Origin of the sequence: Kribbella ginsengisoli (genome assembly GCF_039537185.1) — a bacterium.
Classification (GTDB): Bacteria; Actinomycetota; Actinomycetes; order Propionibacteriales; family Kribbellaceae; genus Kribbella; species Kribbella koreensis.
In genome coordinates this window covers 463,462-477,162 of the sequence record NZ_BAABAA010000004.1, presented here as the reverse complement: position 1 = coordinate 477,162, position 13,701 = coordinate 463,462, and the positions used below count along the sequence as shown (strand labels likewise).

Here is a 13,701-nt window from a genome sequence, read left to right as displayed (position 1 = left end):
TGTTCAGAAACTCAACCGGAGAGCCCGGAGGATGTCGGTTTTGCGGTTGGGGGTGCCGTCTACCGGTGCCGGGTCTTCCGGGGTGGGCTTGACGCCGGCGGCGGCTACCCGGTCGAGGGCCTTGAGACCGAGGCGGTCCACCGAGCCGAAGACGGTGTAGTTGGGGCGGAGGCGGGAGTCGGCGAAGACCAGGAAGAACTGGCTTCCGTTGGTGTCCGGGCCGGCGTTGGCCATCGCCAGGGTGCCGCGGGCGTAGACCTTGCGGGTGCCCGTGGTGTCGCCGGGCCACGGCGGCAGGTCGGTCGGGAGCTCGTCCTTGTACGAGTAGCCGGGGCCGCGTTCACCGGTGCCGGTCGGGTCGCCGCACTGGAGCACCTTGAGGGTGTCGTAGAGGGTGAGCCGGTGGCAGGTGGTGAAGTCGTAGAAGCGGCTCTTGGCCAGGTGTAGGAAGCTCTGCACCGTACAGGGCGCCTTGGCCCGGTCCAATGACAGCAGCATCGGGCCCTGGTTGGTGGCCAGCAGCACCTTGACGATGCCCTTGTCCGGCGTGTGCTGGGGGTCCGGCGGCAACGACACCGGCCGGGGCGACGGGTCGTCCGGAGTTGCCGTGTAGCCGCACGGGCCGGTGGTCGACGTGGTGACCGCTGTAGGTGCAGCAGAGGCCGCGGGCTGGGCCAGCGCGGTGGTGGTCGGGGCCAGCAGGCCCACGATGGTCAGCGCCGCGCCGGCGATGACTCTGGTGGCTCTCATCGATCGTTCTCCTTCAGGGCGTTCGGGATCAGCCGGTGGCCAGCGTGAAGATCCGCAGGTCGCGGTTCTTCGGCAGCGTCACGCTAACCGGTGTCTTGCCTGCCGGGAAGGTGAACGGCGCGGTGGCGAAGATGTGGGTGGTGACGTTGTCCTTGCCGCCGCCTGCTTCGTTGCGGTACGGCGTGGTCGCGACGATCAGGTTGCCGTAGTGGATCGTGTCGCCGCCCCCACCGAGGGTCCAGTCGCTGAACGACAGGTCGATCGGTGCCGTGCTGCCGTCGGAGTACGTGAGCGTGGCGGTCGTCTGCTGGTTGCCGTTCACCGCGCTGCCGACGAAGGACAGCTTGGTAGCACCCGCCGGGACACTCAGATTGAGCAGCTGCCCGTCCGCCGGCACGTTGTCGGGATCACCAGCCGGTACTGCGGGCCAGGTGAACGTCAGGCCCTCCTTGGTGACCGTGGCGCCCGGGACGAGTCCGGCCGCGGCGAGTGCCTGGCGGGAGTAGCTGACGCCACCACCGTCGTAGTCGGCCTCGTTGTGGTCGCCTGCGTCGTCAGAGGCCGCTACACCTTCCCGGAGTACGGAGAAGGAGTTCGGCTCGCCGACAACGACCGTGAAGCCCAGCCGGGGCAGGGCGGTGCCGTCTGCTGCTTGAAGGGCCACAGTGACCGAGTAGCGGCCGTCCGGAGTGCCTGCGGCCGCTGAGATGGTCACTGGTGCACTGCCAACGCCACTGACTGGGTCCACGGTGAATGTGCCACTTGCAGGTGACGCGGTGAGTCCGGCCGGCGTTGTCACGGTGTACTTGACGCTGCTCGCGTTGCCGTTCAGCCGGTGAGCAGTGATGGCCACTGGGCCGCTAGTGGACCCGGGAGCGACCACTAGCCGGCTGGTGTCGGTAGAGGTCTGGTAAGGGATCTCACCGGTACGCCACGAGCGGGGTGCGTCCTTGGCGGCGCTACCCCAGACAGTGTTGGGCGTAGTACCGAGGTGGAAGTCGAGTGTGCCGCCGTGCTTGACGAAGTCCTCGTCCAGCCACGCCTTGCTCGAGTTCTCGCCGTTGACGCTCAGGCTCTGGACGTACTGCGCCGGCGCCTCGGGTGCGGTGATCTCGATCGACTTGCCGTGGTCGCGGTGGATGATCGCGTGGGTGAACGTCGGTGCGCCCACCTGCAGGTCCGCGCGACTCGGTACGTCGGGGTAGAGGCCTAGTGCGGTCCACACGTACCAGGACGACATGGCGCCGAGGTCGTCGTTGCCGGGGATGCCTCCGGTGGTGGTGTTCCACAGCTGCGTCATCGCCTGCCGCAGCGTCTCCTGCGTCTTGTACGGCTGGCCTGTGTAGTTGTAGATCCAGGGCGTGTTGATCGACGGCTCGTTGTCCATCTCGGCGTGCAGGTCACCCGAGTGGGTCAGCGCCCAGTTGCCGTTCGGATCCTTGAAGAACGCGTCGAGCCGCTGGCTGGCCTTCGCCTGCCCACCCATCGCGTCGAACAGCCCGGCGCGGTTGTGCGGGATCATCCAGGTGTACTGCGCGCTGCTGCCCTCGGCGAACCCGTCACCGGTCGCCGGCTCGAAGCCCGGCCAGGCGCCGTTCTCGTCGCGGTTCTGGATGTAGCCGCCGTTGTCCGGGTTGAACACGTTCTGCCAGTACTGCGACCGCTTGAGGAACTGGTCGTACGTCTTGCTGTCATTGGTCTTCAACGCCAGCTGTGCGATCGCGAAGTCCGCAGTGGTGTCCTCGAGCGTCTCGACCGCTCCGCCCCACGCGTTCGACTTGGTGGGGATGTAGTGCAGCGCCAGGTACTTGTCGAGCGACGGGCGCTGGCCGATCGACATGACCGGCTTGCCTGCGGAGCTGAGGTCCTTGGCGGTCGGTACGGTCGCAGCCTTCACCAGCGACTTCAGCGCGTCGCGGGCGTCGAAGTTGGTACCACCGAACGCGTAGATGCCTGCCACTGCAGGGGCGGCCGGGTCACCGGTCATTACCGCAGTACTGCCGGAGGCGTGCGTCCAGCGGTCCCAGATGCCGCCGTTCTGGTTGGCCTGGTTGAGCAGCGACTGGGCGATGTCCCCGGCCTTGCGCGGCTCGATCAGAGTCAGCAGCTGGACCTGCGACCGGTAGACATCCCAGCCGGAGAAGGTCGCGTACTGCGCTTGCTGCACGCCCTTGACCCGGTGCTTCTGCTGGTCGAAGCCCCAGTACTCGCCGTTGACGTCGCTGAAGAGGTTCGGGTGCAGCAGTGCGTGGTACAGCGCGGTGTAGAAGGTGGTGCGCGCTGCGGGCGTTCCGCCGTCGACCTGGATCTTGTTGAGCTGGTCGCGCCAGGCTTGCTTCGCCTGAGCCGCTGTGGCCTCCAGGGCCGTGCCGGTCGGGTTCTCCGCCGTCAGGTTGGCCTGCGCGTTCTCCTTGCTCACGTAGGAGATACCGATGCGCATGTTGACCGTCTTGGCGTCGAAGCCGACGTACCCGCCGGAGCCCTTGTTGGCGGGCATCCAGCCGTTCGGCCCGTACGTCGTACCGCCCTGGGCGCTCGTGCTGCCCGGGCTGACGGTGGTGTCCTTCCAGGTACCCGTCTTGGCGAAGGGCTGGTCGAACTGGGCGACGAAGTGCAGTGTGTAGTAGCTGTGCCGTCCGACCGACGCCAGGTAGCCGCAGAAGTTGCCGGCAGTCACCGAGCCGGTGATGGTCCGGGTGGCCGGGTCGATCGAGATCCGGGCGTCGCTGCTGCCCACCTCGGAGTTGGAGGTCCGGAAGAGCAGCGACGAGGCCTTGTCGGCCGGGAAGGTGAACTTGGCCGAGCCGGTGCGCGGTGTCGCTGCCAATTCGGTAGTGATGCCCGAGTCGAGTCCCACTTTGTAGTAGCCGGGCTTGGCCACCTCATTGGCGTGGGAGAACGTGCTGGCGTAGGTGGCGTCCGTCGCGTCCGATTGGGGAGAGGTGGTGACCTCACCGGCGTACGGGAAGATCGGGATGTCGCCGGAGCCGCCGGCGCACCCAGTGCCCGACATGTGGGTCAGGCTGAAGCCGCGGATCTTCATGGCGGAGTACAGGTAACCACCAGGCGCTGCGGTGCGGTACGCGTTGCCCCTGGTCGTCTCCGGGCTGAAGGAGAACATCCCCTGCGGAGTGACCGCGCCGGGGAAGACATTGCCCGCGTTGGTGGTGCCTATGAGCGGGTCGACATGGTCCGTCGGGTCCAGCGAGCTTGCGGTGATCCGCGACGACCCGATGACGTTGGGAGCGCGCAGGCCGGGTGGAGCGGTGTCAGGGGTGGCCGTGGTCGGCTGAGCCTTCTTGCCTGGACCAGGGCTTGGTGGCGCCGGACTAGGCCCGGCGAGTGCTGAGGTTGTCAGCGAGACGGCTGCGATCAAAGACCCAGCCAGTACTACGGACGCGCGGCGGCGCAGGGCGGATTTCTTCAAGGGGTTCCCCACCTTCGACGTCGATTCACGGGCGGCGTGACATCGTTGTCAGCAAGAAATACCCGAGCGGCCGACCACCGTCAAGGGATCGGCCCACTATCCGCGACAGTCCGACCCCGGAGCGCTACCTCCCGATCAGAGGTCGTAGGCGGGTTCGTGGTGCGGCTGGTACAGGCCGAGATCGCCGCCGCCGGGGAGGCGGATCGTGGTGAGGATGCCCCAGCGCGCTTCCTCCGGCGGGTCGGGGAACTCCACCCCGCGGGACTCCAGGTCGGCGATCGTCTCGGCGAGGTCGTCGCACATCAGGAACAGTTCGTGCGAGCCGCTGCCTTCTGCCGGATGGACGGCGACCTCGGCCGGCGGCAGTTTGAAGATCAGCCAGCCGTGCCCGGCGTCGACATGCGGATAGTCGAGGGCGTCGCGCAGGAAGGCCCGGTCGGCCTCGGCGTCCTGGCTGTAGATGATGACGTGCGCTCCGTTGATCATTCCCCGACTGTAAGGCGGACCGGCATTCCCGTATGGTGCACGAGAATGTTCGGAATCGATGGTCGAGAGGGGCCGGATGCTGGGGAAGAAGTGGTTTGCGGTGGGTGCTGCGGCAGGGCTGGTGCTGGGGATGGTGCCTGGGACAGCGGTAGCGTCCGGGGCGCGGTGCAGGTCGGTCGAGGTGCCGGTGGCGATGAGTGCGGGGGAGCCGTTGACCGCGAAGATCGCGGGGACTCTGTGCCGGCCGCGGGGGCGGGATCGTGGCGTGCTGCAGGTGCTGCTCCCGGGCGGCGGGTATGACCGGACCTACTGGAGTTGGCGGGGTGACCCGCGCGGACCGTCGTACGTAGAGGCGATGAATCGGGCGGGGTACGCGACCCTCGCACTCGACCGGATCGGGACGGGGAAGAGCTCCGCGCCGCCGAGCACGGCCTTCGCGCCGGACAGCCAAACCTTCACGATTCACCAGGTACTACGGGCGTTCCGCCACCAGCGGATCGTCCTGGTCGGCAACTCGCTCGGATCCACGGTCGCCCGGATGATCGCGGTCCACCATCCGGCCGACGTGGACGGTCTGATCCTGACCGGCGAATCGAGTACACCCAACTGGTCGGCCTTCGAGCAGCTCGGCGCCGACTACATCCCGGCTACGCAGCACCCGTTGCTGGCGGGGCGCCGGCTGGACGACGGGTACGGAGCATTGCGCCCTGGCGTGCGCCGGAGCTGGTTCTACTACGGCCCGGCCGCGGCCGACCAGGTGGTGGCTCGCGACGAGGCCAACCCCGAGCCCGACGTCTTTCCGACCGACCCGGAGTTCGGCTCGGTCCTACTCAACCGCAAGATCAAAGTCCCCGTACTGGTCGTCGTCGGCCGCCATGACCGCCTGATCTGCGACACGGGCGCTGGTGGCTCCGACTGCTCCAGCTCAGCCACCCTGCTGGCCGGCGAGCGCCCGTACTACGCGCCGAACGCCGACCTCCAAGCACTGGTCGTGCCCAACACAGGCCACGTCCTCAACCTCCATCGCACAGCACCAGCCCTCTACCCGCTGCTCGCGCAATGGGCCCAGCGGCACCTCTAGGCGCTAGACGCCCTTGCCGAGCGGAGCACCTGACCGCTCGGCGAGGGCGGCCGCCACTGTGCGGGCGTTGGCCTGGAACTCGTCGGCCGGGATGGATGGGAGCAGGTCGTCCCAGGCGGCGATCATGGCGCCGCGGAGTTGCATCATGCCGAGCGGCCTGGCCAGGAACCAGACGTGGAAGTGTTCGCTGCCGTCGCCCCAGCGGTTGAAGTGGGTGCGGCCTACGCCGGGGATCTGGCGGATGGCGCCGGCCGTCCGCTGGATCATCGGGCCTAGTGTCGCGGTCAGCTCGTCAGGCAGGTTGTCCAGCCGGAAGTGCTCGCGGGGCACCATCAAGGCAACCATCGGCAGTCCGGTGGGCTGGAAGGCCTTCAGCACCCACTGGTGGTCAGCCCAGATCGCATCCTTCTCCGGGTCCACGCAGGTCGGGCAGGGGGTGCCGCCGGGCTCGCCGGCGCGTGGTGGCTCGGGGAGTACCGGGTCGGCGAGTGGAACTACTTGGAGATCGCCCTCGAACGGGAAGAACGGGCCGCCCAGCAGGGGATCGGCAGCCATGCGTTCGCCGTACGGGAGCCGGCGGTGATAGTCGCTTGGGTACTCGTTCATGCCCGAAGGCTACGGTCGGAGCATGTCAATTCCTGAGCTGGCTGAGGTCCTGGGGTTGGAGCGGCATCCGGAGGGTGGGTGGTTCCGGGAGACGTGGCGGTCAGAGGTGTCCTTCCAGCCCGACGGGTACGACGGGGAGCGGGCCAGCGCCACCGCCATCTACTTCCTGCTGGCGCCGGGGGAGGAGTCGCGCTGGCACCGGGTGCGGTCGGCCGAGATCTGGCTCTGGCACAGCGGTGGGCCGCTGACGCTGGAGCTCGGCGGCACCGGTGAGGATCCGGGCGAGCCGGACCCGATCACGCTCGGGCCGGATGTGAAGGCCGGCCAGCACCCGCAGGCCGTAGTACCGGCGGGTGCTTGGCAAGCTGCGCGGCCGGCAGGAGATCAGCCCGTACTGGTCTCCTGCATCGTCTCGCCCGGCTTCGACTTCGCCGACTTCACCCTGCGTTAGATCAGTACGGTCGCCAGCGCCTCGTAGCCCGGCAGCAGGTCGGGGCCTTCCTTGCCGAGTTGCTGGATGACGACCTGGTCGGCACCGGCATCCAGGTGTGCCTTGAGGCCCTCAGCGATCTCCACTGCGGTCCCGTGCAGCACCAGTGCGTCGACCAGGTCGTCGCTGCCGCCGTCGGCCAGGTCGTGGTCGCTGAAGCCGAGTCGCTTGAGATTGCTCGTGTAGTTGCTCAGCTTGAGGTAGGTCGCCAGGTAGTCGCGAGCAACCGCCCGGGCGAGGTCGTCGTCGGTCTCCAGCACCACCTTCTGCTCGGGCGCGAGCAGTACACCGCCGCCGAGCGTCTCCCGGGCCTGCCGGGTGTGCTCGGGGGTGGTCAGGTACGGGACTGCACCGGCGGTCCGCTCAGCGGAGACCTTCAGCACTCGCGGGCCGAGCGCGGCAAGCACTCGCCGGTCCACCGGGACCTTGCCGTCGTCCAGCGCGTCCAGGTAGTCGACGATGGTCTCGTAGGGCGTCTTGTACTCGCCCGTGTGCTCTCGGTGCCCGATCCCGATGCCCAGCACGAACCGTCCGGGGTGCTCGCTCTCGAGCCGGTGGTAGGACTCCGCCAGCACGGCCGGGTCCGCCTTCCACATGTTCACGATGCTGGTGCCGACCACCGCATTGGTGGTGGAGGCGAGTAGCACCTCGGCGTCCCGCAGGTCCTCCGTCGGGGAGCCACCGAGCCAGAGCGTGCCGTAGCCCGCCTGCTCGACCCCGGCAGCGAGCTCAGGTCCCCACTTGTGCGCTTGGTGCCAGACCCCGAATCGTCCCAGATCGACCGCCACGTCGTGCTCCTCTCGTCAGTACGTCTCAAACACAGGCGACTCGGGCGGGCCGTCGTCCCCAGCCTGGTTCTCCTCACCTGGCAACGATGGCAGGTCCAAGCCTACGGGTTTCCCGATCGGGTACCGGGAAGTAGCTGAACGGGTTAAGAAAAGCAGAGCTTCGAAAGAGCGCGGTAAAGATTTAACCGGACTGCCACGCGCGGCCACCGCGCGTCGTTCATCACTAAGACCAACCGGTCGAGTGGTATGAACCCGGCGGGCTTACACTCGGCAGCGACCTGGCGTTCCCAACCCCTCGAAACGCCCGGGCCGCGGACCACAGCGAGGTGGGCCGCCGGCGACTCGGACGCAACCGGCCGAGTCGTCACCTGGATACGGAAGAAGGGCAAGTTGTGAAGGTCGGAGTACCGAAGGAAGTCAAGAACCACGAGTACCGGGTGGCGATCACCCCGGCCGGCGTGCACGAGTTCGCGCGCTTCGGGCACGAGGTTCTGATCGAGCAGGGGGCCGGTACCGGTTCGCTGCTCCCCGATGAGGAATTCGTCGCGGCGGGCGCCCGGATCGTCCCCACTGCCGATGACGTCTGGGCCGAGGCCGAGCTGGTGCTGAAGGTCAAGGAGCCGGTGGCGGAGGAGTACCACCGGATGCGTAGGGACCAGGTGCTGTTCACCTACCTGCACCTGGCCGCCAGCCGCGAGACCACGACCGCGCTGATCGAGTCCGGGACCACCGCGATCGCCTACGAGACGGTCCAGCTCCCCGACGGTTCACTGCCGCTGCTGGCCCCGATGAGCGAGGTAGCGGGCCGTCTGGCGCCGCAGGCCGGCTCGTACCACCTGATGGCCAACGGCGGCGGCCGTGGCGTCCTGATGGGTGGTGTCTCCGGCGTGCACGCGGCCCGGGTCGTCATCATCGGCGCCGGTGTCGCGGGCATGAACGCGGCGGCGATCGCGCTCGGCATGCAGGCCGAGGTGCAGCTGTTCGACCGCAACATCCAGCGGCTGCGGGACGCTGACACGACCTACCAGGGCCACCTGCGCACGGTCGCGTCGAACGCGTTCGAGATCGAGAAGGCTGTCCTCCAGGCCGACCTGGTGATCGGGGCCGTGCTGGTCACCGGCGCGAAGGCGCCGAAGCTGATCAGCAACGAGCTGGTCTCGCGGATGAAGCCGGGCAGCGTGCTCGTCGACATCGCGATCGACCAGGGCGGCTGCTTCGAGGACTCGCACCCGACCACGCACGCGGACCCGGTCTACAAAGTCCACAACTCGCTGTTCTACTGCGTGGCGAACATGCCGGGCGCGGTGCCGAACACCTCGACGTACGCGCTCACCAACGTGACGCTGCCGTACGCCGTGGACCTGGCGAACCTGGGTTGGCGGGAGGCCCTCAAGGCCGACCACAGCCTCGCGCTCGGCCTCAACACGCACGACGGCCACGTCACCTACGGCCCGGTCGCCGACGCGCACGACCTGCCGCAGCTGAAGCTCGACGAGGTGCTCGTCTGAGCCGGGAGATCACCCGTGCGGTCAGCTCGTACCTCGACCACCTGACGGTCGAGCGCGGGCTGGCCGCCAACACCCTGGCGTCGTACCGCCGCGACCTGCGCCGGTACGACGCCTACCTGGCGGGCGTGGAGATCGACAGTCTCGGCCGGATCTCCGAGGCGGTCATCAGCGAGTTCCTGATGCGCCTGCGCGAGGGGGACGCCGACAACCCGCCACTGACCGCGTCAAGTGCTGGGCGGACGGTCGTGGCCGTCCGTGGCTTCCACAAGTTCCTGCTGCGCGAGGGGCTGACCGCTGTCGACCCTGCGGCCGCAGTGAAGCCACCTGCTCCTCCGCAACGGTTGCCCAAGGCACTGTCCGTCGATGAGGTCACCCGCATCCTCGCTGCCGCGGCAGGGGCGGAGGCGGAGCCTGCAGTACTGGCTACGCGGGACGCTGCGCTGCTGGAGTTCCTGTACGGGACGGGTGCACGCATCTCGGAGGCTGTCGGGCTGGATGTGGATGAGGTCGACCTCGAGACCGGCACGGTGCTGCTGCGAGGCAAGGGCAGCAAGGAGCGGGTCGTACCGGTCGGGCGTTATGCGCGCGATGCGATTTCGGCGTACCAGGTCCGTGGCCGGCCTGACCTCGTGCAGCGGGGTCGTGGGTCGCATGCCCTCTTCCTCAACGCCCGCGGCGGTCGCCTGTCCCGCCAAAGCGCCTGGACCGTACTACGCCGCGCGGCAGAGCGAGCCGGCATCGCCAAGGACATCTCGCCACACACCTTGCGCCACTCCTTCGCCACCCACCTACTGGACGGCGGCGCCGACGTACGAGTCGTCCAGGAACTCCTCGGCCACGCATCCGTCACCACCACCCAGGTCTACACCCTGGTCACCGTCGACAAACTCCGCGAGGTCTACGCAACCTCCCACCCGAGAGCCCTGTCTTCCTCTTAACTAGGCGCGTGGCAGAGCAGAAGACGGCGGACGAGCGGCATGCCAGTTGGTTGGAGTTGTTCTTCGATCTGACGGTGGTGGCGGCTGCTGCGCAGATTTCGCATCGGTTGCATGGGGCGGACAGTGTTGGGCAGGTGGCTGCTTGTGCTGCGATGTACTACGCGATCTGGAGCGTCTGGACTACCACCAGCATCTACGCGAACGTGGCGGGGGAGCGGACTCGGCGGCGCGCGGTATTGCGGACCATGCTCGGTATCGCCGTCATGGCGGCGACTGTGCCGGGGGTGTGGCCGGAGCTGGTTCCTGGTGAGCATGAGGAGCTGAAGGGGCGGACTGCTGTCTTCGTCGTCGCCTTCATCCTCTGCCGGGTGATCGCGTCTAGGTCTGCAGCTCGGGACGGGCAGGTGGTCGCGTTCTGGCCGGCTACCCAGAGCCTGATGGCCACACCCTGGGTGGTCTCGATCTTCGTGTCGCATTCGGTCGCGTACTGGCTGTGGGGGTTCGCGATTGCAGTGGACATCGCCTTCTCGATGCTCGGCGCCAGCAACCCGCATGCGGTCGAGGAGATGACGGAGCGCGCCCGCCAGCGGCAGGAGCAGCAGGACCGGCAGCAGCAACGCAGACTGGCCCGGATGATCGAGCGCGGCGTCACCCCGGATCAGTTGCCGACCGTGCCGACGACGTACATCTCCGTAGCGCAGGTGGAGCGCGGACACCTGGACGAGCGGCTCGGGCTGTTCGTCATCATCGTGCTCGGCGAGGCGCTGGCCCAGGTGGTGGCCTCCAACACCGAGGAGGCCTGGACCTATGCGGTGATCGCTGCCTCCCTCGCTGCCTTCCTGGTGCTGGTCATGCTCTGGCAGTTGACCACCCTCTACGGCTTCACCCCTGCACCCCGGACCACTGCGCCACTCGAGCCGTGGCAATCCCTCCCGGCTCACCTAGGCGTCACTGCCTCGATCGTGGCCATCGCGACCGGCTTCGGCGCACTGATCCCGGATGCGGCCCACCATGTCCACGACAAGGACCGCTGGTACCTCTTCGGCGGCCTGGCGCTCTACTTCCTCACCAGCCTCTTCGCCGGCCTCGCAGGCAAGGCGCCCCTCTCCTGGTACCTGGGCTGGCTAGCACCCAGCCTGCTCGCCACAGCCGCCATCGCAGTCTTCGGCCATCCCCTGACGGGCTGGGGCCTCGCAGTCCTGGCCTGGCTCATCCTGGGTTGGTTCTCCACCTACAACAGCCGAGAGAGACTCACCCGTGTACTACGAAGACCACGGCCGAGGTGATGTCGTCCTGCTGCTCCCCGGCTGGGGCGGCAGTATCACCGACCTCAACCCGCTCCGGCAGGCGCTAGCGGACGGATTCCGGGTCATCGCTGCCGACCTGCCCGGTTGCGGCCGCTCGGAGCCCCGGACGTACACCGCCGACTTCTACTCCCAGGACGCTCGGGCGTACCTGGCACTACTCGACCAACTCGGCGTCGGCGCCGCACACCTGGTCGGCTTCAGCGACGGCGGGGAGACGGCGCTGCTGATGGCTGCGCTCGCCCCTGACCGGGCACTGTCGGTAGTGGCCTGGGGAGCCGCGGGCCAGGTCGTGAAGCCGGTCGACGGGTTCGGCCCGCTGATGCGGCTGCTGGACGAGCCGACTGAGCAGTTGCTGCCCCTGGCGGCGTACCTGGCTGAGGCCTACGGTCCCGACCGGGCCCGGGCGATGGCAGCTGGCTGGGGTGGCGCACTGCAGGCCATTGCAGCTGTCGGTGGCGACATCAGCTTGTCCCGGGCTGGTGCGATCACCTGCGCGGTACTGCTGGTTATCGGCTCGAGCGACCCGTACTGTCCGCCCGCAGCCGTCCGTGAGCTGGCAGACGCGATCCCGCGGAGCCGCCTGCTCGAGCTGGAGAACGTCGGGCATGACGTTCATCTCGCCGCGCCCCGGCTGCTCACCACCGTCGTGCTCGACTGGCTCGGTGAGCACTGAAACTCGCCGGGACCCCGATGCGCGAGAAGCAGGAGCGGTGTGCGATCATTCCGTCACGGTCGGTCACTCTGGCGGAGTGATCGACTCTGCCTGGAAGGTCGGCCGACCCCGCTGCGGAGTGGCTGGTTGAGAGTGCTTGAATGCACGCTTACAGTCGCTGGGATCGCCCGTATCGGTTGAAAGGTTTGACGAGTCATGAACGAGTCGACATTCCCGGGCACCCAGCACCTGTCGTCGTCGACGGAACCGATGTCGTCGACTCCTGACCCGGCGCCCGCCACGCCCCCCGTGACACCTGCACAGACACCCGCCCCGGTGCCGCACCGCACTGTCACACCACCCAGCAACTATGCGGAGATGCCCCGGCCGACGGCCAAGCTCACCGCGGAGGACATGCACCCTGTGAATGACGCGAACGGCGCGAGGGGCAAGATCGGGCCGACCGGACGTCCGCTGCCCGACCTGCCGGACGTCCTGCCGCCGACCCGGCGCGGCCCCGCGCAGGTGATCGCGATGTGCAACCAGAAGGGTGGCGTCGGCAAGACCACGACGACCATCAACCTGGGCGCCGCGATCGCCGAGACCGGGCGCAAGGTGCTGCTGATCGACTTCGACCCGCAGGGCTCGGCCTCGATCGGCCTCGGCGTGCAGCCGCACGACCTGGAGATCTCGGTCTACAACCTGCTGATGCAGCGCGACATCACCCCGGACGAGGTGATCCAGGCCACCAAGGTGCCGAACCTCGACCTGCTGCCGGCCAACATCGACCTGTCCGCGGCCGAGGTGCAGCTGGTCCAGGAGGTCGCCCGGGAGTACACGCTGTCGCGGGTGCTGGAGCCGATCATCCCGCTGTACGACGTGATCCTGATCGACTGCGCGCCGTCGCTGGGTCTGCTCACCGTGAACGCGCTGACCGCGTCGAACGGCATCGTCGTGCCGCTGGAGTGCGAGTTCTTCGCGCTCCGTGGACTGGCGATGCTGACCGACACGATCGGCAAGGTGCAGGACCGGCTGAACCCGAAGCTGGAGATCGTCGGCATCCTCGGCACCATGTTCGACGGCCGCACCACGCACGCCCGGGAGGTGCTCGACCGGGTCGTCCAGGCCTTCGACGAGCGGGTCTTCCACACCGTCATCCGGCGTACCGTCAAGTTCCCCGAGACCACGGTCGTCGGCGAACCGATCACGACGTACGCGCCGTCCTCATCTGCGGCTACCCAGTACCGCGACCTTGCCAAGGAGGTGCTCGCGCGTTGTCCCGCCGGGTAAGCCTGCCAGGTGCCAGTGAGCTCTTCGGGGGCGCGGCACCCAAGCAGACCAGACCCGAGAAGCGCACCACCACTGACGGATCGTCGCTGGCCGACGACCGCCCCGGTCCGAACGGACGCGGCCGCACGGCCGTGGTCGAGGACCGCAAGTCCAGTGGACGGATCCGGCACGACACGAAGATCACCGTGTACGTGACGGAAGAAGAGCTGCTCGGACTTGAACAGACTCGGCTCGCGTTGCGGGCCGAGCACGGCTTGACCGCCGATCGCGGCCGGATCGTCCGGGAGGCGATCGACGTGCTGCTGGCCGATTTCGTCGATCACGGACCGGACTCCGTGCTGGTGCAGCGGCTTCGGGCCGCGGCTCCGGAGTGAGCCG

At 68.0% G+C, this 13,701-nt stretch carries 13 protein-coding genes; 8 read left to right on the top strand and 5 right to left on the bottom strand.

Features of this window, described 5'->3' with window-relative positions; all coding sequences use genetic code 11:
* Positions 1 to 3: 3 nt before the first annotated feature.
* The 3 genes from ABD768_RS18600 to ABD768_RS18590 all read right to left on the bottom strand — a co-directional run bounded on the left by ABD768_RS18600 (position 4) and on the right by ABD768_RS18590 (position 4,663).
* Complete coding sequence (locus ABD768_RS18600) at positions 4 to 750, bottom strand: peptidylprolyl isomerase (protein WP_343964180.1); 747 nt, start codon at positions 748 to 750, stop codon at positions 4 to 6.
* A gap of 28 nt (positions 751 to 778) precedes the next feature.
* On the bottom strand, positions 779 to 4,177 hold the full coding sequence (locus tag ABD768_RS18595) for a GH92 family glycosyl hydrolase (protein WP_344842112.1): 3,399 nt from the start codon (positions 4,175 to 4,177) through the stop codon (positions 779 to 781).
* Positions 4,178 to 4,312: 135 nt separating this feature from the next.
* A complete protein-coding gene (locus ABD768_RS18590) occupies positions 4,313 to 4,663 on the bottom strand; it encodes a VOC family protein (RefSeq protein WP_344842109.1) in 351 nt (116 codons plus the stop codon).
* A 58-nt stretch (positions 4,664 to 4,721) separates the two neighbouring features.
* On the opposite strand from ABD768_RS18590, the gene ABD768_RS18585 reads away from it, so the two are divergent.
* The gene (locus ABD768_RS18585; protein ID WP_344842106.1) at positions 4,722 to 5,744 is read left to right on the top strand and encodes an alpha/beta fold hydrolase; all 1,023 of its coding nucleotides are present in this window, start codon (positions 4,722 to 4,724) and stop codon (positions 5,742 to 5,744) included.
* 3 nt (positions 5,745 to 5,747) lie between these two features.
* On the opposite strand, the gene ABD768_RS18580 is transcribed toward ABD768_RS18585, so the two are convergent.
* Positions 5,748 to 6,350 carry an HIT family protein gene (locus tag ABD768_RS18580; protein ID WP_343964172.1) on the bottom strand — a complete coding sequence of 201 codons (603 nt, stop codon included), beginning with the start codon at positions 6,348 to 6,350 and terminating at the stop codon, positions 5,748 to 5,750.
* Positions 6,351 to 6,372: 22 nt separating this feature from the next.
* Between ABD768_RS18580 and ABD768_RS18575 the strand changes: the two genes are divergently transcribed.
* Positions 6,373 to 6,801, top strand: a complete 429-nt coding sequence (locus tag ABD768_RS18575) for a cupin domain-containing protein (protein WP_344842103.1) — start codon at positions 6,373 to 6,375, stop codon at positions 6,799 to 6,801.
* Here the strand turns inward: ABD768_RS18575 and ABD768_RS18570 are convergent.
* Positions 6,798 to 7,628, bottom strand: coding sequence for an LLM class F420-dependent oxidoreductase (locus ABD768_RS18570; protein ID WP_344842100.1), 831 nt, complete (start codon positions 7,626 to 7,628; stop codon positions 6,798 to 6,800). The two genes, ABD768_RS18575 and ABD768_RS18570, sit on opposite strands and share 4 nt — an antisense overlap.
* A 392-nt stretch (positions 7,629 to 8,020) precedes the next feature.
* Here ABD768_RS18570 and ald point away from each other — a divergent pair, with 392 nt between their 5' ends.
* From ald to ABD768_RS18540, 6 genes are all read left to right on the top strand, one after another.
* A complete protein-coding gene (gene ald, locus ABD768_RS18565) occupies positions 8,021 to 9,136 on the top strand; it encodes an alanine dehydrogenase (protein ID WP_343964167.1) in 1,116 nt (371 codons plus the stop codon).
* Positions 9,133 to 10,074 (top strand): site-specific tyrosine recombinase XerD, encoded by a 942-nt coding sequence (gene xerD / locus ABD768_RS18560; protein ID WP_343964237.1) that lies wholly within the window; start codon positions 9,133 to 9,135, stop codon positions 10,072 to 10,074. The genes ald and xerD overlap by 4 nt, the downstream gene beginning before the upstream one ends.
* A gap of 8 nt (positions 10,075 to 10,082) precedes the next feature.
* Positions 10,083 to 11,360, top strand: a complete 1,278-nt coding sequence (locus ABD768_RS18555) for a low temperature requirement protein A (protein ID WP_344842096.1) — start codon at positions 10,083 to 10,085, stop codon at positions 11,358 to 11,360.
* A complete protein-coding gene (locus tag ABD768_RS18550; RefSeq protein WP_344842094.1) occupies positions 11,332 to 12,054 on the top strand; it encodes an alpha/beta fold hydrolase in 723 nt (240 codons plus the stop codon). The genes ABD768_RS18555 and ABD768_RS18550 overlap by 29 nt, the downstream gene beginning before the upstream one ends.
* A gap of 393 nt (positions 12,055 to 12,447) precedes the next feature.
* Positions 12,448 to 13,323, top strand: a complete 876-nt coding sequence (locus ABD768_RS18545) for a ParA family protein (protein ID WP_328335319.1) — start codon at positions 12,448 to 12,450, stop codon at positions 13,321 to 13,323.
* On the top strand, positions 13,308 to 13,697 hold the full coding sequence (locus ABD768_RS18540; RefSeq protein WP_164599735.1) for a hypothetical protein: 390 nt from the start codon (positions 13,308 to 13,310) through the stop codon (positions 13,695 to 13,697). The genes ABD768_RS18545 and ABD768_RS18540 overlap by 16 nt, the downstream gene beginning before the upstream one ends.
* The last annotated feature ends 4 nt before the right edge of the window (positions 13,698 to 13,701 follow it).